This window comes from Paraburkholderia sp. SSBN10T, assembly GCF_056619545.1.
Window position 1 is genome coordinate 25,223 of record NZ_JBWQQI010000032.1, and the last position, 18,984, is coordinate 44,206.

An 18,984-nucleotide genomic window follows, 5' to 3' on the forward strand; every position below is an offset into this window, starting at 1 on the left:
CGGATGACGCTGATAGTGTGCCACGCGCAGGCGGCGGGAGGCGCGCGCCCCAATGAAAAACGGGCGCCGCATCGGCGCGGCGCCCGTCAGCCCAGCTTACTTACGTCAGCGGCGAATCAAACCGCCGCAGCAGTCAAACCTTCTTCACCTCGAGCCGGAATTTGTGCAGCAAGGGCTCGGTGTAGCCGCTCGGCTGTGCGCGTCCTTCGAACACCAGCGCGCAAGCTGCCTTGAAGGCGAGCGACTGATCGAAATCCGGCGCCATCGGCTGGTAATGCGGGTCGCCGGCATTCTGCTGGTCCACCACCTTGGCCATCCGCTCGAACGTCTCCTGCACCAGCTCGCGCGTCACCACGCCGTGATACAGCCAGTTGGCGATATGCTGGCTGGAAATGCGCAGCGTCGCGCGGTCTTCCATCAGGCCGATGTTGTTGATGTCCGGCACCTTCGAACAGCCGACGCCCTGATCGACCCAGCGCACCACGTAGCCCAGGATGCCTTGTGCGTTGTTCTCGACTTCCTGGCGAATTTCGTCGGCATTCCACGTTGCCGATTCGACCACCGGAATCGTCAGCAGGCCATCCAGCAGCTCGTCGCGCACGCTGGCCAGGTCGATCTTCTCGAGTTCCTGTTGCACCGCCTGCACATCCACCTGGTGATAGTGCAGCGCGTGCAGCGTGGCGGCGGTCGGCGAGGGCACCCACGCGGTATTGGCGCCGGCCTTCGGATGCGCGATCTTCTGTTCCAGCATCGCATGCATCAGATCCGGCATCGCCCACATGCCCTTGCCGATCTGCGCGCGGCCACGCAGGCCGGCAGCGAGACCCACCAGCACGTTGCTGCGCTCGTAAGCACCGATCCATGCGGTCGATTTCATCTCGCCCTTGCGCAGCATCGGGCCGGCTTCCATCGCAGTATGCATCTCGTCGCCGGTGCGATCGAGAAAGCCCGTGTTGATGAACGCCACTCGCGCCGAGGCTTCGGCGATACACGCGGCGAGGTTGACGCTGGTGCGGCGCTCCTCGTCCATGATGCCCATCTTGATCGTGTTGCGCGCGAGGCCGAGCAGGTCCTCGACGCGTGCGAACAGTTCGCTCGCAAACGCCACTTCGGCCGGGCCATGCATTTTCGGCTTGACGATATAGATCGAGCCGGTGCGCGAATTGAGCTTGTGCTGACGGTCGTGCAGGGCGCACAGCGTGGTGACCACCGCGTCGAGAATGCCTTCGGGGATCTCGTTGCCGTTGCGATCGAGCACGGCCGGATTGGTCATCAGATGGCCGACGTTACGGATGAACAGCAGCGAGCGGCCATGCAGCGTGAGCTTCGACCCATCGGCGCCCGTGTATTCGCGATCGGCGTTCAGGCGGCGCGTGAAGGTCTTGCCGTTCTTGGTCACCTGTTCGACCAGGTCACCGTTCATCAGGCCGAGCCAGTTGCGGTAGAGCTGGACCTTGTCGTCGGCATCGACGGCCGCCACCGAATCTTCGCAGTCGATGATCGTGCTCACCGCCGCTTCCATTAGCACGTCCTTGACGTGCGCCGCATCGGTCTTGCCGATTGGGTCGTCGGCGTCGATCTGGATTTCGAAGTGCAGGCCGTTGTGCTTGAGCAGCACGGCGCTGGGCGCTGCGGCGTCGCCTTGATAGCCGATGAACTGCGCGGGTGTGCCGAGCGCCGTGCTGCCGCTCGTCAGGGCGACCACGAGCGCGCCGTTTTCGACGCGATAACCGGTGGCGTCCACATGCGAGCCTTGCGCGAGCGGCGCGGCCTGGTCGAGCAAGGCGCGGGCGCGGGCGATCACCCGGGCGCCGCGCACCGGGTTGAAGGCGGCCTGTTTCTCGGCGCCGTCGGTCTCGGGAATCGCATCGGTGCCGTACAGCGCGTCGTAGAGGCTGCCCCAGCGCGCGTTGGCGGCATTCAGGGCGTAGCGCTGGTTCGACAGCGGCACGACGAGTTGCGGGCCGGCCTGCTCGGCGATCTCGCGGTCCACGTGGTCGGTCGTGGCGCTGACGCTGGCAGGCACCGGCACGATATAGCCGATACTTTCGAGGAAGCTGCGATAGGCGCGCAGATCGCGCACCGGACCCGGATGGGTGCGATGCCACTGATCGAGTTCGCCCTGCAGGCGATCGCGCTCGGCCAGCAGCGCGCGGTTCTTCGGCGCGAGGTTGTGCACCAGCGCATCGAAGCCCGCCCAGAAGGCGGCGCTGTCGACACCGGTGCCCGGCAGGGCTTCCTGTTCGACAAACTGGTCGAGATTCGCGGCTACCTGCAGTCCGCTTCGCTTGGTCATTTGAGTCATGGACTGCTCCATCTGAATTGGCTGGGCCGGTGTGGGGCCACCGGCCTGTTCCTGCCTGGCTGATGCTGGGTGCTGCCTGATGCTTTGTGCTGGCGGGTGATGCTTCGTGCTGCCTTGTGCCGGCTGATCCTGTGGTTGTGCTGCGTCTTGCTGTGGGGTCCTGCTTCGTGCAGCGCGGCCGGGGCTTAGCCGTTCAGCACGGTGGCGCCCGCCTTGGCCACCTGCGCGTCCTGGTCCGCCTTCACGCCGGACACGCCCACTGCGCCGATCACCTGGCCGTCGACGATCACCGGCACGCCGCCTTCAAGCGTGCCCACGAGTGGTGCGCTCAGGAATGCCGTGCGCCCGCCGTTGATCATGTCTTCGTAGACCTTCGATTCGCGGCGGCCGAGCGCGGCGGTGCGGGCTTTCTCGGTGGCGATGTAGGCGCCGATCGGCGCGCAGCCGTCCAGACGCAGCAAGGAGAGCAGATGCCCGCCGTCGTCGACCACCGCGATCGCGACGGCCCATTTGTTCTTCTCGGCCTCGGCGCGCGCGGCGTCGAGAATCTGCGTCGTTTCGGCAACGGTCAATACGGATTTCGTCAGCATAATGAATTTCCTGTCTGGGTGATGGTAAGGATTCTTCTACAAGCGCTATCCAGTGACGCACGCCCTCGACCGCCCGCCGTGCTTGCGTGCATGCTGTGAGGTGCATGGACCGCAAAGCGCGAGGCGCTGTGCCGCATGGGCCGGCAGCGCTTCGAGTGCGTCGAGTGATTCAGAAGCGAGGATTTCCGCCAGAAACGCGTGCCAATGCGCCGACCCGCAGCGCCTTATGGGCGTGGCCGGGTCCGTGCAAGCAGATATCAGTAGCCCGCGGGCATGCCGCTGTACCCGCCGTGGCTGCGCGGCGAGGCCGCGCCCGGGAATTTTACGTCCAAGCGCCGGCAGACGAAACGGCGGAAACAAACGCCCGGCCCTCAGCCGGGGAATATATTGCGAAGCCCGGGCTCAAGGTCGGTGCTGGTCATCGTGAAGGGAAAGCGGCCGCGGTGCAATAAGCCGTTTGGCCAGCAGCGCAGTGCGGACCCGCGCATTACAATCGTCGGGTACAACGATATCCTCATCCCTACCATGCCAGCCGTCAGCAGCCTTTATGTGTATCCGATCAAATCCTGCGCCGGGATCGCGCTGAACGAAGCCCGGCTCACGCCCACGGGCCTCGAGTACGACCGCAACTGGATGGTGACCGACCCGGGCGGACAGATGCTGACGCAACGCAGCCACGGGCGGCTTGCCTTGATCCGCGTGGCGCTGGGCGAGGACGAGCTGGTGATCGCGGCGCCCGGCATGGCCGAGTTGCGCACGCCGCTCGCCGTGACGGCGCTCGAACAGCCGGCGCCGCTCATGGCCACGGTCTGGAACGACACGATGGCGGCCTGGGACACGGGCGAGCACACCGCAGCCTGGTTTTCCGCCTTCCTCGGCGAGCCCGCGCGGCTGGTCCGCTTCGATCCGGCCGGGCGGCGTGTGGTGGACCCGAGCTGGACCGGCCGCACGTCCGCCATTACTCAGTTCGCCGACGGCTTTCCGCTGCTGGTGACCGGCGAGGCGTCGCTTGCCGACCTGAACCGGCGCCTCACCGCCAAGGGCGCGCCGCCGGTGCCGATGAACCGCTTCCGGCCCAACCTGGTGGTGGCGGGGCTCGAAGCCTATGAGGAAGACTACGTCGGGAATCTGACGATCCGGGCCGGCGCCGAAACGGTGCAGCTTCAGCTCGTCAAGCCGTGCGCGCGCTGCCCGATTCCCACGCTCGACCAGGCGAGCGGCAGGCCCGATCCCGGGTGGCCGAACGAGCCGCTCGACACCATGAGCGCCTACCGTGCCGATGCGCGGGTCGGCGGCGCGTTGACCTTCGGACAGAATGCAATCGTCGTGGCGGGCTTCGGCTCGGCGCTGGCGCCTGGCCAGCAGGTCGACGCCGAACTCGCTTTCGACTAGCGCTGCGGCGCGTCAGTGTCGGTTTCGGGGCCGGCCCGTGACTGGCCTATGAGCGGCCTACGAGTGGTCCATGAGCGGCCTATGAGCGGTTGCCGTCAGGCAAGAGCACGGCGCCGCCGGTTCCAGCGCCGCGACAAATGTCCTGGTGTTTGGCTAGACTGAGAGGGCCGCGGCGTTCAAGCTGCGGCCCCGATGCCCCATCCGATGTATCCCGTCATGCCGTGACGCTTAACCACCGAAGGCCAGCCCATGTCGACGATCTCTGTTGAAAGCCTCCAGCACCTGTTTCCCGCCGCCGACGCGATTCCCGAATCGGCGCGCCTCACCGCGCCGATTCACCAGCGCGTCTCGCTCGTAAGCGGCGAGCTGCGCAGTTGGGACGGCGCCTGCAAGACCGTGCTGTCGCCGGTATGCGTGCAGCAGGCCGATGGTGGCGTCGCGCAGATGGAGATCGGCAGCTACCCGGTGATGGGCGAGGTGGAGAGCGACGCCGCCCTCGATGCGGCCGTGCGCGCCTACGATTCGGGCCGCGGCGAATGGCCGACCATGACGGTCGCGCAGCGCATTGCCTGCATGCACGATTTCATCAAGCGCATGGTGGCGCAGCGCAGTCTGATCGTGAACCTGATCATGTGGGAGATCGGCAAGAGCCTGGCGGATTCGCAAAAGGAGTTCGACCGCACGGTCACCTACATGCTGGCCACCATCGACGCCCTCAAGGAACTCGACAACGGCAATTCGCGTTTTGTGATCGCCGAGGGCACCATCGGACAGATTCGCCGCACGCCCTTAGGCGTCGTGCTGTGCATGGGGCCGTACAATTACCCGCTCAACGAGACCTTTGCCACGCTGATCCCGGCGCTGCTGATGGGCAACACCGTGGTGTTCAAGCCGCCGCAGTACGGCACGCTGCTGTTCTATCCGCTGCTCGAAGCGTTTCGCGACGCCTTCCCGAAGGGCGTGATCAACACGATCTACGCCCCGGGCGCCGTGGTGGTGCCGCATATGCTCGCCTCCGGCAAGATCAACGTGCTGGCGCTGATCGGCTCCAGCAAGGTGGCCGACCATCTGAAGAAGCAGCATCCGAAGTCGCATCGGCTGCGCGCCGTGCTCGGGCTCGACGCGAAGAATGCGGCCATCGTGCTGGCCGATGCGGACCTCGACCTCGCCGTCAAGGAATGTCTGCTGGGCGCGCTGTCGTTTAACGGGCAACGGTGTACCGCACTGAAGATGCTGATCGTGCACCGCTCGATCGTCGATGCGTTCCTCGAACGCTTTTCGGCGGAACTCGCGAAGCTGAAAGTGGGCATGCCGTGGGAGCCGGGCGTGTCGATCACGCCGCTGCCGGGCTTGCACCGCACCGCTTACATGACCGAGGCGATCGACGATGCGAAAGCGAAAGGCGCTCGCGTCGTCAACGAGGACGGCGGGGTGTTCTGCAAGACGCTGTTCTACCCGGCGGTGGTCTATCCGGTGACGGAAGGCATGATGCTGTACCGCGAGGAGCAGTTCGGTCCGATCATTCCGGTGATGCCGTTCGACGACCTTGAAACCGCGCTCGACTATGTGATCACCTCCGAGCACGGCCAGCAGGTCAGCATCTTCGGCTCGGATCCGGTCGTGATCGGCGAACTGGTCGACCCGCTCGTCAACCAGGTGTGCCGCGTGAACATCAATTGCCAGTGCCAGCGCGGACCCGATGTGTTTCCGTTCGCCGGCCGCAAGGATTCGGCGGAGGGCACCTTGTCGGTCACCGATGCGCTGCGGGCCTTTTCGATCCGCTCGATGGTTGCGGCCAAACAGACCGACAGCAGCAAGGCGCTGCTCGATGCGATCGTCTCGGACCACACGTCGAAATTCATTAATACAGGCTTTATTTTCTGAGGGCGGCGCCTCGGGGCACGCCGCGGCGCGTCAGGGGCGCGAGATCCGTCAGTGGCCGGAGAGGCGCAGCAGAAGTCCGAACAGCTCGATGGCGATCGCGAGGCACGCGATCGTCACGGGCAGGGTCAGCAATACGACCCACAGCATGCGCATCGATCCCGCGGGGCGCCGCGCCGCCGACGCGCGGCCTGCGGCGGTGGCGGACGCCTGGGTTTCGCCCGCGGCGATGGTGCTGGAATTCTCAGGTTCGGTCATGACTCGCGCGTCCGCTGGTTCACGCCGTTGCCGCGCCGGCCTGCGAGAGCCCGTGGGCAACGGCCGGGACGCGTAGTGGTCCCGTCTACATCGGCCATGCAAACATCTCATGGGCATGCGTCGTCGACGCAATGTTCACCGCGCGCCGTTCGGTCTTGCCATCGTGAGTGGCGGTAATCGTGTAGCGTCCATCCGGCAGCGACAGCAGCATAAAGGGGCCGTGCGCGCTGGCGTTCAGGACGTCGTTGCCGTGCATGTCGGCAATTCGCACGGGGATGTCCGCGAGGTATTCATTGCCGTCATGCGTCGTGCCGACAAACTCGAGCACGAGCGGGTAATTATGCATCGCATCCTTGATCGCCGCTGACTGATCGCTGCCGATGCCGCCCGATAGATACGTAATTGGGCCGGCATGCTGGGCCGGCGGCAAGCCGGGCTGAGCGGCCCAGGCAAATTGCAGGCTGCAGGCCGTTATCAGCGCGCCTGCCGTGAGCCGCCACATCGCGTTTCTGTTCATGATGATCTCCTTCGCACAGTTCATGAGAGCAGGGCAGGCGCCGAGGGCGCCTTACCCAACCCGTGCGCGCCTCGCTGGTTCAAGCCGCGTTGTTCGCGTGGCGCCTCGCGGTGCCGCGCCGGGACATGTGCAGCGTAGGAAGTCAGGCTTAAACATCGCTTAAACCGGCGACATGGAACCTGAACGCGATGCCGCGGGTGAAATAGCGAAGCGGCGCTTAGATGCTATGTGCGCTTAAGCTAGCTTTAAGCTGAAGTGAATACATTGAGGTCTGATTGCTTCAACAGCCACGTCCAGTTGCCCCTTGCCGCTCGCAGCGGGCGACCTTTGCAGGCCCGGCAGATCGCCGGGCCTTTCTTTTTTTTGAGCGCCCCCAGATCTGCCGCTTACGCGTCAGGCCCCCCGAGGGAGGCCAATCCCCCAATCCCCCAAGGGGACTTCTTTCAGGGCGGGGGACTTCCTTCGGGGCGGGAAACTTGAGGCGGCCCGGCGTTTCCTCGAGAGCGCAAGCGTCAGTGACTGATCGATTCCAGCGAGCGGCCGCGCGTCGACGGTCCGAGCAGGATCATGCTGATCCCGACCAGCATTGAAACGCCGATGAATACCGCCACGCCCGGCACCCCGTAGCCATGCAACAGGATGCCGATGGCCAGCCCCGCAAACGCGGCGGAAATGCGGCTCCACGAATACACGAAGCCGATCGCGCGGGCGCGAACGCGCGTCGGAAACAGCTCGGCCTGGTAGCCATGGTACGCATAGGACATGATGTTGGCCGCGAGCGTGAAGAGCACGCCGAGGACGATCAACAGCCACGGCTCGGAGGCTTGCGAGAACACCGCGATTACCACCGCCATCGTAATCAGCCCGCCGCAAATCTGCGTCTTGCGCTCGAGCTTGTCGGCAAACCACACGCCCAGCAGCGGCCCGAACGGATTGGCGATGGCGATCACGAAAGCGTAGCCGAGGCTTGCCGTCACATGAATGCCGCGATGCATCAGCAGCGTCGGCACCCAGGCGGCGAAACCATAGAAGCCGATCACCTGAGCCATGTTGAAGATGGACAGGATCAGCGTGCGGGTCCGGTAGGCCGGCCCGAAAATTTCCCCGTATGAACCGGTGCCGGCCTGCTCGGGCGCCACCGGCTGGGGTGCGGGCAGGACCACGCCTTTCTCGGCCTCGACGCGGCGCTCGATCCCGGCGACGATGCGCTCGGCTTCCTCGATCCGTCCGTGGCGGGCGAGCCAGCGCGGGCTTTCGGGAATCTTGCGGCGCAGGATCCAGACGATCACCGCGCCGACCGAGCCGATCAGGATCACCACCCGCCAGTATTCGAGGCCGAGCGGCTGGGTGCCCTTCAGAATATAGGCGAGGAACGCCACCACCGGCACGACCGAGAAGGTAATGAACTGGTTGACCGCATAGGCGCGGCCGCGCTCGCCGCCGGGGATCAGCTCGGAGATGTAGGTGTCGATGGTGACCAGTTCCACGCCGATGCCGATGCCGGCAATCAGACGCCAGATATCGAGCGCGAAGCCCGAGGTCTGAAACGCCATGATGATCGTGCAGACCATGTACCAGATCAGCGACCACGTGAACACCACGCGGCGCCCGAAGCGGTCCGCCACGAAGCCGAACGCCACCGTGCCGATCCACAGGCCCGCAAAGGTGGCAAACACGAAGGTGCCGAAACCGGCTACCGCGAGCGGCTGGAGCGCGGCGAAGAAACCGAGCGATTCCGGCTTGAACAGCCCCGATTCGACCATGCCGGGCGCGACGTACCCAGTGAAGAACAGATCGTAGAACTCGAACACGCCGCCTAGTGAGATCAGGATCACCATGGTCCAGACGGTGCGCGAGGGGGGCAACCGGTCGAACCGGGCGGCGATTTCCGCCGCCTTCTGTGTGGACATGAGCGCCTCTTGTTTTAAAAGTTTTGTTGGGTTGACGGCTGAGCGCGTGATTGGCTCGTGGCAATTTCGCACGGCAGGCTGATAGGGCGCAATGCGTGCGAATACGGAGGCAGGCCTGGGCCAACGTTGGATCGTACGGCTCGAAGATGAAACGGTATCGACCCGGAATTATCGATATCGACTTCGATATGATCGAAATGCAAGCCTACAATTTGCTGACAGGAATTCGTTCGAGCGTTAGCTTGATATCAGACGCGCATTGATTCCGCGGATTTTTTGTGAGAACGCCTTCGCTGTCAACCTTCAGCGAAGGCGAGAACGCCGATCTTCCATGCTGCCGCGGCGGCTCTCCTGTTGCTGGCTTTACCTCTTTCGGTATCCGGCGCAGACGAGTAATCTGGAGTTGCGGAGGCGTCGAACCATGGATTCCCCGGTCCTTTTGATGCCGCCGTGTAGCAAGTCAATGCGCGCGCCTAGCTTGGTCCCGGGAGCGCGCATCTTTTTGCCGTCTTCCCCGTGTGTGTCGAGTGCGAGTCGTGCACGCCTTGTGTGCAGGAATTGCGTCGGCCTGTCTTCTTGCGTTCGATGATTTATTCGCATTGCCTATCAATAGGTTAAGGCTTCAAGTGCCCGGCGCGGCGTCTCACCATGCAGCCGGTCGCCCGCCATTGCCCACCTGAACGACGCCGTGAGGTGAGCGCGAGTATGATCGATAGCGGCTGAAGGCTGCAAGCCACCTTTGTTGCGGAGGAACCCATCGTATGAGCGCATCTGAAGAAGTCGTATTCCTGCTCGACTGCGACAACACGTTATTGGACAACGATCAGGTGGTGACCGATTTGCGTGCCCATCTGAGCGCACAATTCGGCAGCACGAGCAGCAACCGGTACTGGGAAATCTTCGAAACACTGCGCAGCGAACTGGGCTACGCCGACTATCTCGGCGCGCTGCAACGCTACCGCGCGGAGCGGCAGTGCGACACGCGGCTGATGCTGATGTCGTCGTTCCTGATCGACTATCCGTTCGCCACCCGCCTGTATCCCGGCGCGCTCGAGGCGCTCACGCGTTTGCGCACGCTCGGCCCCACCGTGATCCTTTCCGATGGCGACGTGGTGTTCCAGCCCCGCAAGATCAAACAGGCTGGACTCTGGGACGCGGTGGAGGGGCGCGTGCTGATCTACATTCACAAGGAGCAGATGCTCGACGAGGTGGCGCAGCGCTACCCGGCGCGGCGCTATGTGATGATCGACGACAAGCTGCGCATTCTCGCTGCAATGAAGCAGATCTGGCAGGAGCGTCTGACGACGGTCTTTCCGCGCCAGGGGCACTATGCGCACGACCCGGCCGCGATTGCGGCCTACCCGCCGGCGGACGTGACGATCGAGCATATCGGCGAGCTCGCCGGCATGGATCTGGCGGCGTTCAGCATGTGAGCCTGGCGGATTGGCACGGGGCAGCGGCCACTGTCATCTAGCTGGCACAACCGCTGCGCACTATGATGAATTGGGGTGGGGCGGCCATCCGCAGCACCGCATCGTCATGCGGACCGATTCAGCCGCTTTCTGGCGCCCACGCAACCAGTGCGTGAGCGCGCAACGGAGGATCTCGTCATGCCATCGGGTTACGATCAACCACTCTATCTGCTGCCGTTCGATCATCGCAATTCCTACGTGAGCAGCATGTTCCACTTCACGTTCCCGCTCGACGCCGAACAACAGGCCAAGGTGGAAGACAGCAAGCAACTGATCTACGAAGGCTTTCTCGTCGCCGCGGCGCAAGGCATACCGAAGCAAAGCGCCGGCGTGCTGGTGGATGAGGCGTTCGGGGCACGGATCTTGCGCGACGCGCGCGAGCGCGGCTACGTCACCGCGGCGTCGGTCGAGCAGAGCGGTTCGCACGAATTCCACTTCGAATACGGCGAAGCATTCGCCGCGCATATCGAGGCGGTTGATGCGACCTTCGTCAAGGTGCTGGTCCGCTACAACCCGGCTGACGACTCGGAGATGAACCGCCGTCAGGCCGAGCGGCTGCAGCGTTTGTCGGACTATTGCCTCGACAAGGGGCGGCTGCTGATGTTCGAGTTACTGGTGCCTGCTACCGACGAGCAACTGAAAAGCGTCAAAGGCGACGGCGCGGCCTACGACCTGCAATTGCGTCCGCAGTTGATGTGCGACGCCATCATCGCGCTGCAGGATGCCGGCGTCGAACCGGCGGTGTGGAAAATCGAGGGGCTCGATCGCCGCGAGGATTGCGAGCGTGTGGTCGCGACCACACGGCGCGGCGGCCGGGGGCACGTCAGTTGCATTGTGCTGGGGCGCGGTGCGGATGAGCAGAAGGTGATCGACTGGCTCGAAACGGCGGCACAGATAGACGGTTTCATCGGCTTCGCAGTCGGCCGGACCAGTTTTTTCGACGCCGTCGCCGCCTATGAAGCCGGCAAGGTCAGCCGCGCGGAGGCCGCACAGCAGATTGCCGGGCAGTACCGAAAGTGGGTTGCGGTATTCGAGAAGGCGCGTCCTGCGCGCGCCTAGCGGCCAACCGACGCCGGTTGCGCGCTAACTGGGTGCTAACCGGGTACAAGCCGCGCGCCGGGCCGCGCATTCGACTTCGAGTTCGACTGCGGCGAGACCCGCCGCAGCGCCAATTGCGGGACCACTTCATGGAGCAACCCGATGGCCGAGATCAACACGAATCCCCCTGTCCTTGATGCCGAAACGTTGCGCAAGATGGACCGGTACTGGAGCGCGTGCAACTACCTCGCAGCCGGGATGATCTACCTGCGCGACAATCCGTTGCTGCGCGAGCCGCTCAAGCCCGAACACATCAAGCGGCGCCTGCTCGGCCACTGGGGCTCCGATCCCGGGCAGAGCTTTCTGCTGGTGCATCTGAACCGTCTCATCAAAAAGCTCGATCTGAACGTCATCTACGTCGCCGGTCCCGGCCATGGCGCGCCGGCCACGCTGGCGAGCAGCTACCTCGAAGGCTACTACTCGGAGATCTACCCGGATCGCAGCGAAGACGAAGCCGGCATGCGGCGCTTTTTCCGGCAGTTCTCGTTTCCCGGCGGCATCGGTTCGCATTGCACCCCGGAAACGCCAGGTTCGATTCACGAAGGCGGTGAGCTCGGCTACAGCCTGTCGCACGGCTATGGCGCTGCGTTCGACAACCCGGACCTGATCGTCGCCGTGATGGTCGGCGACGGCGAGGCGGAAACCGGGCCGCTCGCCACTTCATGGCATTCGAACAAATTCCTCAATCCGGTCCGCGACGGCGCCGTGTTGCCGGTGCTGCATCTGAACGGCTACAAGATCGCCAATCCGACCATTCTCGCCCGCATTCCACGTGAAGAACTGGAAGCCTTGCTGACCGGCTACGGACACAAGCCGTACTTCGTCGAGGGCGACGAGCCCGAGGCCATGCATCAGAAGATGGCCGCCACGCTTGAGCACTGCATCGGCGAAATCCGCTCGATCCAGCAGCAGGCGCGCGCGAGCGGCCGTGCCGAGCGGCCACGCTGGCCGATGATCGTGCTGCGCTCGCCCAAGGGCTGGACTGGACCGAAGGAGGTGGATGGGCATCAGGTCGAAGGATCGTGGCGTGCGCACCAGGTGCCGATTCTCGATCCGGCCACCAACGACGCGAGCCTGAAACTCGTCGAAAGCTGGATGCGACGCTATCGCCCGGAAGAACTGTTCGATGAGACGGGCCGGCTCGTCGGGGAATTGCGCGAACTCGCGCCCACTGGTGCGCGCCGCATCAGCGCCAATCCGCATGCGAACGGCGGTCTGCTATGCAAGGCGCTCGAGATGCCGGACTTTCGCGAGTACGGCGTCGAGGTCAAGGCGCCGGCCGCGAGCTATGTTCCACCCACCGACGTGCTCGGCAAGTTTCTCTGCGAAGTCATGCGCCGCAATATGAGCGACTTCCGCGTGTTCGGCCCCGACGAGACCGCCAGCAACCGGTTGACCGCGATCTACGAGGCCTCCGCGAAAACCTGGCTGGCCAATACGCTGGCGAGCGACGCCGATGGCGGCGAGCTTTCGGCCGACGGCCGGGTCATGGAGATGCTCAGCGAACACACGCTCGAAGGCTGGTTCGAGGGTTACGTCCTGACCGGCCGCCATGGACTCTTCGCCACCTACGAAGCGTTCGTGCACGTGATCGATTCGATGTTCAACCAGCATGCCAAGTGGCTCGAGAAATCGAAGCTAGAGCTCAGATGGCGGCGGCCGGTGCCGTCCATCAATCTGCTGATTACGTCGCTGGTCTGGCGTCAGGACCACAACGGCTTCACCCATCAGGATCCCGGTTTTCTCGACGTCGTCACCAACAAGAGTCCGAACGTGGTGCGCATCTATCTGCCGCCCGATGCCAATTGCCTGCTGAGCGTGGCCGACCATTGCCTGCGCTCGCGCGACTACGTCAACGTGATCGTCGCCGACAAGCAGCCGCATCTGCAGTACCTCGATATGGCAGACGCCGTCACGCACTGCACGAAAGGCATCGGCATCTGGGACTGGGCGTCGACCGATCAGGGCGCCGAACCGGACGTGGTGATGGCCTGCGCGGGCGACATCCCCACCATGGAGTCGCTCGCGGCCGTACAGATCCTGAAGGAGCAGTTTCCCACCCTGAAAATCCGCTTCGTGAACGTGGTCGACCTGTTCAGACTGATGCCCGATACCGAGCATCCACACGGCTTGCCGGACCGCGATTTCGACTCGCTGTTCACCACCAGCAAACCGGTCATCTTCAACTTCCACTCGTATTCGTCGCTGGTGCACAAGCTCACCTACCGCCGCACCAATCACGAGAACCTGCACGTGCACGGCTATCACGAGAAGGGCAACATCAATACGCCGCTCGAACTGGCCATCATCAACCAGGTGGACCGCTTCTCGCTGGCGATCGACGTGATCGATCGCGTGCCGGCTCTGCGAGGCGTCGGCGATCACGTCAAGGAATGGCTGCGCGGCCAGATCATCGGACATATTGCGTATGCGCATGCCGAAGGGATCGACCGCGAAGAGATCCGCAACTGGACATGGACGGGTTAGGGCCATGGCGCAGAACCGGATCGACCCGCTGGGTGCGCCGCCGGCTATTCTGGTGCTCAACAGCGGCTCGTCGTCGCTGAAGTTCGGGCTCTTCGACACCGCTCAGGATGACGAAGCACTGCTGCTGGAGGGAAGCGCCGAGGGCATTGGCCGCGCCGACGGCAGTCTGACTATGAAAGCTGCGGACGGCAGTGTCCTGCTGCAAGCGACGCATGTGCTGCAGTCGCAGACCGACGCCTTGCAGAAACTCGCCGGCGCGTTGACGGAGCATGGCCATACGCGCCCGGTGGCGGTGGGTCACCGGGTGGTGCACGGCGGTCCTCATCTGCGCGAGCATCAGCTTCTCACTTCCGCGCTCAGGCAGCAGTTGCAGGACGCGGTGCATTTCGCGCCGCTGCATATTCCGCCGGCGCTGGCGTTGATCGATCAAGCCACGCGGATTTTCGGCGACGCGCGGCATTACGTCTGCTTCGATACGGCTTTTCATCGCAGCCTGCCCGCGCCGGCGTCGCAGTTGGCGCTGCCGCGCCGCTATGCGCAGGCCGGCGTGATTCGCTACGGTTTTCATGGCTTGTCGTACGAATCGCTCGTGCGGCGGCTCGGCTCCGGCTTGCCGCCACGGGCGGTGTTTGCGCATCTGGGCAATGGCTCCAGCGTCTGCGCGCTGCGCGACGGTGTCTCCGTCGATACCTCGATGGGCCTGACGCCGACCGGCGGCATGCCGATGGGCACGCGCTGCGGCGATCTCGACCCCGGCGTGCTGCTGTATCTGATGCGCACCGAACAGCTCGACGCCGACCGGCTCGAAACGCTGCTGAACCGCGAGAGCGGCCTTGCCGGTTTCACGGCAGGCGAGGGCGATATGCAGGCACTGGAGCGACGCAGCGCGGCCGGCGATCAGGATGCCGAACTGGCGATCGACGTGTTCGCCACGGCGGTGCGCAAATATGTGGGTGCGTATGCTGCGTTGCTGGGCGGAATCGATCTGCTGGTGTTCGCCGGCGGTATCGGCGAGCATAGCGCCGAGGTGCGGCGGCGGGTCTGCGCGGGCCTCGCGTTTCTCGGCCTGAACGCCGATGATCCTGGCGGCAAGGTACGCGTCCTGCACACGGAGGAAGAGCGGCAGATTGCGCGTCACGGCCGGGCGTTGCTGCAACAGACGACGTCTTAGGCGCGCTGAGGCTTGACGGTCGTCCGGTCGGATACGCCTGCCACCCCGAACAGCCGCCTGACATCCTCCAGTGCGGCTACTTTCTGCTGATCCCGCTCGACCTGACCCGCCAGCGTCAGCCACCCCTCGTGCACCGTGACCTCGAACGCGTCGCGCGGCACCCAGGCATCCCACGCAAGGCGCATGAGCGCCGCCGTGGCGATCTGGTCGTCACGCAGCTTCGTCGCACCAGGATCGCAGATCTCGATGACGACGGCCATTGCCCTAATGCCCTCGACCGGGAGTGAGCTGCGCCGGCGTGTCGGGCGCGCCCATCCGCCTCGCGGCATCGAGCGGCGTGGTACCCGACGCGTCGCGCGCCTGCGGATCGGCGCCGTGAGCGATCAGCAGCTCGACGATCTCCGTGCGATTGAACATCGCCGCAATCATCAGTGCAGTGCGGCCATCGGGCGATGCCCCTTCGACATCGGCGCCTGCCGCGAGCAGCGCTGCGACGACTTCCTTGAAGCCTTTGAAGGCGGCACCGGCAATCGGGCTCTGACCGTTGTCGTTGCGCAGATCCGGGTCCGCACCGTGTTCGATCAGTGTGCGCACCGCGTCGGCGTGACCGTGATAGCTCGCCAGCATCAGCAGGCTGTCGCCTTTTTCGTTGCGCAGGTTAGGCGGCACGCCTTTCTGGATGATCGCAGCGAGCGTCGCCGAATCGCCGCGCCGGGCCACTTCGAAGACTTCGCGCGCGACTTCGAGCAGGTCCGGATCGATGTCGGCCTGGGCGCGCGCCGGGGAGGGGTTGGGTTCGTCGGACAAGATGGACTCCGTGCAGTGAGATCGGTCGCGTAAGACGCATGAGGCGCATGGCCGTGTCAGCCACGCTACATCAGCGAGCATACCGAATCTTCACGGCGCGCGCCGGGGCTCACAGCAGCCCGCAAGCCGGAATTGCCTCCCGGCCGCGGGTGTCTGGGCCGCAGCGCGCGATCGAGGCTACTGCTGCGGCTCGCGGTGTCCCTCGTTCTGCTGTCCGCGTCCCTGCGGTTGCTGCTGCGGACGCTCCTGAGCCGGCGGGCGGCCGAACTGTTGCGGCTGTTGCTGTGGCTGCTGCATCTGCGGGCGAGGCTGCTGCTGCACTTGAGCCGGCGGGTGGCCGAACTGTTGCGGCTGCTGCTGTGGCTGCTGCATCTGCGGGCGAGGTTGCTGCTGCACCTGAGCCGGGGGACGGCCAAACTGCTGTGGCTGTCCTTGCGGCTGCGGCTGTTCGCCGTGCGGTATCGGCCCGGCATTCGGGCGGTACACCGGCTGGCCTTGCCCCTGCATCGGCGGGCCGCCGTTCGGATGCGGCTGGCCCGGCGGCTGCTGATATGGACGACCAGGATTGCCGGGTGGCCCGACATGGCGCCAGCGGTCACGATCGCCGTACCACGGCCGGCCCCGATAGTAGCGGTCCCAGTACGTGTCGAACGAGAACACCACCACCGGCAAGCCGATTACCGAGCCGTAGCTGAGCAACGGCACATAGCTGCCTTGATACGGATACGTGAGGGCGCCGCCGTAGACCCAGCCGCGCAGGTCGTCGAGCACTACGTCGCACCATTCGTAGGTGCTCACGCAGCCCATCACTTCGACGGGCTGATTGGGCGCGAGTCCGGCCACCACCGGATAATCGTCGCCCGGTCCGGCCAGCAGGTTGACAGGTTCGTTGGTGACCGCCTGCACTTGAGAGAAGGCGACGCAGGGAAGCGAGAGTAGTGCGGCAAGCGTGGCACCGGTGGCAAGCTTGCGCGCAGCAGTTGTGGGCCGAATGGGCATGAGAAACGCGCCTGAGGACGCTGTAGTTCGGAGACAATCAGGTTAGCAGATAGGCGGCGTTCGCGCACTGCGCTCGCTCGATCAGGCGACGGTCCGGGCCTTGGCCGGTGCGGTCAATCGGCCCGGCCGCTTCAATGCGCTCATCCGGAACGCAGCACTCGGCTACCAGGCGCTGCGCCGCATTGCGACCGCCCTGGCGGGCCGGGCACCCGGATTGCTACTCCACAGCTATCGGCTCCACGAGCCGCCGAAGCCGGGTTCGCTGCAGTGCGAGCGAACCCGCTGCATCTACGGCATAGTGCGCCGCTGTCCGGCCGCTGAGCCGAACGAACAGCATTTTCCGCTGTTGATGACCCAGGAGAAAAAACCATGCATATCGTGACAAACGTGGGCCCGCTCGCGGCGCTGATTGCCGGCATTCTGATCCTCGCAGTGCCGCGCCTGCTCAACTACATCGTGGCCCTGTATCTGATCGTGATTGGCTTGCTCGGTCTGTTCGGCGATCACATCCGTTAAGCCATGTGGACGCTGGACGCCGCCCGGCGTCCAGCCGCGAGCCGAGTCGTCGTCACACCGGACTCAGCGCCCCGCGCTAGGCGCTGCGCGTCCCACGCGAGCCGGCGCCGGCGGCGTTTCTTCTAGGCGGCGAAACACCAGCGCGGACACCAGCGTAATCACGCCGACGCACACAAAGCTGAACCGGAAGCCGAGCGCCGCCGAGCCGAGTTGCGCCGAGAACAGGTTGACGAGTCCACCGCCGATCGACACGCCCAGCCCCATGGCCAGCATCTGCACCATCGAGAACAGGCTGTTGCCGCTGCCGGCGTCCTCGTGCGAGAGCCCCTTCAGGGTGACGCTGTTCATGGCCGCGAACTGCATCGAATTGGCCGCGCCGAACACCACGAGCACGGCAATTTCGACCACCAGCGGCGTGCCGCGCGAGATCAGCGCGAACGCGACGATCGCCGAGCCCACCACCACCGTGTTGACCAGCAGGAACGTGTCGTAGCCGTAGCGCCGGATCAGCGGCGCGATCCAGCGCTTGGCGACGGTGCCGGCAAGCGCCGCCGGCAACATCATCATGCCGGAGTGCAGCGGCGTATACCCGAGCTGCAATTGCATCAGCAAAGGCAGCAGAAACGGCACCGCGCTTGAACCGATCCGGCACACCAGATTGCCGATCAGCCCGACACTGAAGTTAGGTTCGCTAAACAGTTTGAGCTTGAACAGCGGATTGGCGCGGCGCTTCGCGTAGGGCACATAGGCGAGGGCGGCGACGAGGCCGAGGACGAACAGCCCCGTGGCCCAGGCGGCGCGATGCGCCTGCACCGGCGTATCCACGGCGAGCGAGAAGGCGATCATGCACAGCGAGAGCAGTGCGCAGCCGGCCAGATCGAAGGGCGGCGCGGCCGACGTGGTGCTGCGCGGCAGATAGCGATGCACGGCGAACAGGCCGATGGCGCCGATCGGCAGGTTGATCAGGAAAATCCAGTGCCAGGAGATGGCTTCGACGAACCAGCCGCCGAGGGTCGGCCCGACGATCGGCCCAACCTGTCCGGCCACCGAGATAAACGCCAGCGCCGACACATACTGCTCGCCGGAGACGCTGCGCAGCACGGCAAGGCGCCCGATGGGCAGCAGCATCGAACCGCCGATGCCTTGCAGCACCCGGGCGATCACCAGTTGCCCCAGCGTGTGAGCACTCGAGCAGCAGAGCGAGCCGAGCACGAAGATCAGGATCGCCGCGAAGTAGACCCGGCGCGTGCCGAAGCGATCGGCGAGCCAGCCCGAGGCGGGCGTGAGCATCGCCATGGTGAGCGTGTAGGCGACGATCACCGGCTGCATCGCCAGCGGCCGTTCGTGCAGGCTATGGGCGATGGAAGGCAGCGCGGTGTTGACGATCGTGGTATCGAGCGACTGCATGAAAAAACCGGCAGCGACGATCCAGAGCAGCGCAGTCTGGCTTGAATCCTTACTCATGTGAACTTCTCGGCAAGCGGGGCCGCCTCAGGCGTCTTGCACCGCAGCGTGGCGGGGCAGGGGATATGCAGGGCAGTGGTTGGGTATGGCGACATCATATTGACATGCAGGTCAATC

General features: G+C 64.7%; 17 protein-coding genes. 8 read left to right on the forward strand and 9 right to left on the reverse strand.

Going from position 1 to position 18,984, the window contains the following annotated elements:
* Nucleotides 1–133: 133 nt before the first annotated feature.
* Entirely contained in the window at nt 134–2,305 is a 2,172-nt protein-coding gene (locus AC1ECK_RS33315) for a malate synthase G (protein WP_480326983.1), read from the reverse strand.
* 185 nt (nt 2,306–2,490) lie between these two features.
* Entirely contained in the window at nt 2,491–2,895 is a 405-nt protein-coding gene (locus tag AC1ECK_RS33320) for a heme-binding protein (RefSeq protein ID WP_480326985.1), read from the reverse strand.
* 525 nt (nt 2,896–3,420) lie between these two features.
* Between AC1ECK_RS33320 and AC1ECK_RS33325 the strand changes: the two genes are divergently transcribed.
* Nucleotides 3,421–4,287, forward strand: a complete 867-nt coding sequence (locus AC1ECK_RS33325; RefSeq protein WP_480326987.1) for an MOSC domain-containing protein — start codon at nt 3,421–3,423, stop codon at nt 4,285–4,287.
* 249 nt (nt 4,288–4,536) lie between these two features.
* Nucleotides 4,537–6,171 (forward strand): NADP-dependent glyceraldehyde-3-phosphate dehydrogenase, encoded by a 1,635-nt coding sequence (locus AC1ECK_RS33330; RefSeq protein ID WP_480326989.1) that lies wholly within the window; start codon nt 4,537–4,539, stop codon nt 6,169–6,171.
* A 48-nt stretch (nt 6,172–6,219) separates the two neighbouring features.
* Here AC1ECK_RS33330 and AC1ECK_RS33335 read toward each other — a convergent pair whose 3' ends face one another.
* From AC1ECK_RS33335 to AC1ECK_RS33345, 3 genes are all read right to left on the reverse strand, one after another.
* Nucleotides 6,220–6,426, reverse strand: a complete 207-nt coding sequence (locus AC1ECK_RS33335; RefSeq protein ID WP_480326991.1) for a hypothetical protein — start codon at nt 6,424–6,426, stop codon at nt 6,220–6,222.
* 85 nt (nt 6,427–6,511) lie between these two features.
* Nucleotides 6,512–6,943 (reverse strand): carboxypeptidase regulatory-like domain-containing protein, encoded by a 432-nt coding sequence (locus AC1ECK_RS33340; RefSeq protein WP_480326993.1) that lies wholly within the window; start codon nt 6,941–6,943, stop codon nt 6,512–6,514.
* A gap of 512 nt (nt 6,944–7,455) precedes the next feature.
* Entirely contained in the window at nt 7,456–8,853 is a 1,398-nt protein-coding gene (locus AC1ECK_RS33345) for an MFS transporter (protein WP_480326995.1), read from the reverse strand.
* Between the two features lie 761 nt (nt 8,854–9,614).
* On the opposite strand from AC1ECK_RS33345, the gene AC1ECK_RS33350 reads away from it, so the two are divergent.
* The 4 genes from AC1ECK_RS33350 (at nt 9,615) to AC1ECK_RS33365 (ending at nt 15,081) form a co-directional block, all read left to right on the forward strand.
* Complete coding sequence (locus AC1ECK_RS33350; protein ID WP_480326997.1) at nt 9,615–10,286, forward strand: HAD family hydrolase; 672 nt, start codon at nt 9,615–9,617, stop codon at nt 10,284–10,286.
* Nucleotides 10,287–10,463: 177 nt separating this feature from the next.
* Nucleotides 10,464–11,384, forward strand: coding sequence for a 2-deoxy-5-keto-D-gluconate 6-phosphate aldolase domain-containing protein (locus tag AC1ECK_RS33355; protein ID WP_480326999.1), 921 nt, complete (start codon nt 10,464–10,466; stop codon nt 11,382–11,384).
* Between the two features lie 141 nt (nt 11,385–11,525).
* Complete coding sequence (locus tag AC1ECK_RS33360; protein ID WP_480327001.1) at nt 11,526–13,910, forward strand: phosphoketolase family protein; 2,385 nt, start codon at nt 11,526–11,528, stop codon at nt 13,908–13,910.
* A 4-nt stretch (nt 13,911–13,914) separates the two neighbouring features.
* Complete coding sequence (locus tag AC1ECK_RS33365) at nt 13,915–15,081, forward strand: acetate/propionate family kinase (protein ID WP_480327003.1); 1,167 nt, start codon at nt 13,915–13,917, stop codon at nt 15,079–15,081.
* Here the strand turns inward: AC1ECK_RS33365 and AC1ECK_RS33370 are convergent.
* The 3 genes from AC1ECK_RS33370 to AC1ECK_RS33380 all read right to left on the reverse strand — a co-directional run bounded on the left by AC1ECK_RS33370 (nt 15,078) and on the right by AC1ECK_RS33380 (nt 16,887).
* Nucleotides 15,078–15,341: a BON domain-containing protein gene (locus tag AC1ECK_RS33370; RefSeq protein WP_480327005.1), complete on the reverse strand. Its 264-nt coding sequence runs from the start codon at nt 15,339–15,341 to the stop codon at nt 15,078–15,080. The genes AC1ECK_RS33365 and AC1ECK_RS33370 overlap by 4 nt on opposite strands.
* Before the next feature lie 4 nt (nt 15,342–15,345).
* Nucleotides 15,346–15,888 (reverse strand): ankyrin repeat domain-containing protein, encoded by a 543-nt coding sequence (locus AC1ECK_RS33375; RefSeq protein ID WP_480327007.1) that lies wholly within the window; start codon nt 15,886–15,888, stop codon nt 15,346–15,348.
* A gap of 177 nt (nt 15,889–16,065) precedes the next feature.
* Nucleotides 16,066–16,887 carry an SH3 domain-containing protein gene (locus tag AC1ECK_RS33380; protein ID WP_480327009.1) on the reverse strand — a complete coding sequence of 274 codons (822 nt, stop codon included), beginning with the start codon at nt 16,885–16,887 and terminating at the stop codon, nt 16,066–16,068.
* 100 nt (nt 16,888–16,987) lie between these two features.
* On the opposite strand from AC1ECK_RS33380, the gene AC1ECK_RS33385 reads away from it, so the two are divergent.
* Both AC1ECK_RS33385 and AC1ECK_RS33390 read left to right on the forward strand, forming a co-directional pair.
* Nucleotides 16,988–17,269 (forward strand): hypothetical protein, encoded by a 282-nt coding sequence (locus AC1ECK_RS33385; RefSeq protein WP_480327011.1) that lies wholly within the window; start codon nt 16,988–16,990, stop codon nt 17,267–17,269.
* A complete protein-coding gene (locus tag AC1ECK_RS33390) occupies nt 17,257–17,403 on the forward strand; it encodes a DUF3096 domain-containing protein (protein WP_480327013.1) in 147 nt (48 codons plus the stop codon). The genes AC1ECK_RS33385 and AC1ECK_RS33390 overlap by 13 nt, the downstream gene beginning before the upstream one ends.
* A gap of 63 nt (nt 17,404–17,466) precedes the next feature.
* Here the strand turns inward: AC1ECK_RS33390 and mdtD are convergent, their stop codons facing one another.
* On the reverse strand, nt 17,467–18,867 hold the full coding sequence (gene mdtD / locus AC1ECK_RS33395; RefSeq protein ID WP_480327015.1) for a multidrug transporter subunit MdtD: 1,401 nt from the start codon (nt 18,865–18,867) through the stop codon (nt 17,467–17,469).
* Nucleotides 18,868–18,984 lie beyond the last annotated feature (117 nt).

Bases quoted from the DNA above. Each gene is read 5' to 3' on its own strand.
- AC1ECK_RS33315 (WP_480326983.1), bottom strand. From the start codon at position 2,305: ATGACTCAAATGACCAAGCGAAGCGGACTGCAGGTAGCCGCGAATCTC.
- AC1ECK_RS33320 (WP_480326985.1), bottom strand. From the start codon at position 2,895: ATGCTGACGAAATCCGTATTGACCGTTGCCGAAACGACGCAGATTCTC.
- AC1ECK_RS33325 (WP_480326987.1), top strand. From the start codon at position 3,421: ATGCCAGCCGTCAGCAGCCTTTATGTGTATCCGATCAAATCCTGCGCC.
- AC1ECK_RS33330 (WP_480326989.1), top strand. From the start codon at position 4,537: ATGTCGACGATCTCTGTTGAAAGCCTCCAGCACCTGTTTCCCGCCGCC.
- AC1ECK_RS33335 (WP_480326991.1), bottom strand. From the start codon at position 6,426: ATGACCGAACCTGAGAATTCCAGCACCATCGCCGCGGGCGAAACCCAG.
- AC1ECK_RS33340 (WP_480326993.1), bottom strand. From the start codon at position 6,943: ATGAACAGAAACGCGATGTGGCGGCTCACGGCAGGCGCGCTGATAACG.
- AC1ECK_RS33345 (WP_480326995.1), bottom strand. From the start codon at position 8,853: ATGTCCACACAGAAGGCGGCGGAAATCGCCGCCCGGTTCGACCGGTTG.
- AC1ECK_RS33350 (WP_480326997.1), top strand. From the start codon at position 9,615: ATGAGCGCATCTGAAGAAGTCGTATTCCTGCTCGACTGCGACAACACG.
- AC1ECK_RS33355 (WP_480326999.1), top strand. From the start codon at position 10,464: ATGCCATCGGGTTACGATCAACCACTCTATCTGCTGCCGTTCGATCAT.
- AC1ECK_RS33360 (WP_480327001.1), top strand. From the start codon at position 11,526: ATGGCCGAGATCAACACGAATCCCCCTGTCCTTGATGCCGAAACGTTG.
- AC1ECK_RS33365 (WP_480327003.1), top strand. From the start codon at position 13,915: ATGGCGCAGAACCGGATCGACCCGCTGGGTGCGCCGCCGGCTATTCTG.
- AC1ECK_RS33370 (WP_480327005.1), bottom strand. From the start codon at position 15,341: ATGGCCGTCGTCATCGAGATCTGCGATCCTGGTGCGACGAAGCTGCGT.
- AC1ECK_RS33380 (WP_480327009.1), bottom strand. From the start codon at position 16,887: ATGCCCATTCGGCCCACAACTGCTGCGCGCAAGCTTGCCACCGGTGCC.
- AC1ECK_RS33390 (WP_480327013.1), top strand. From the start codon at position 17,257: ATGCATATCGTGACAAACGTGGGCCCGCTCGCGGCGCTGATTGCCGGC.
- mdtD (WP_480327015.1), bottom strand. From the start codon at position 18,867: ATGAGTAAGGATTCAAGCCAGACTGCGCTGCTCTGGATCGTCGCTGCC.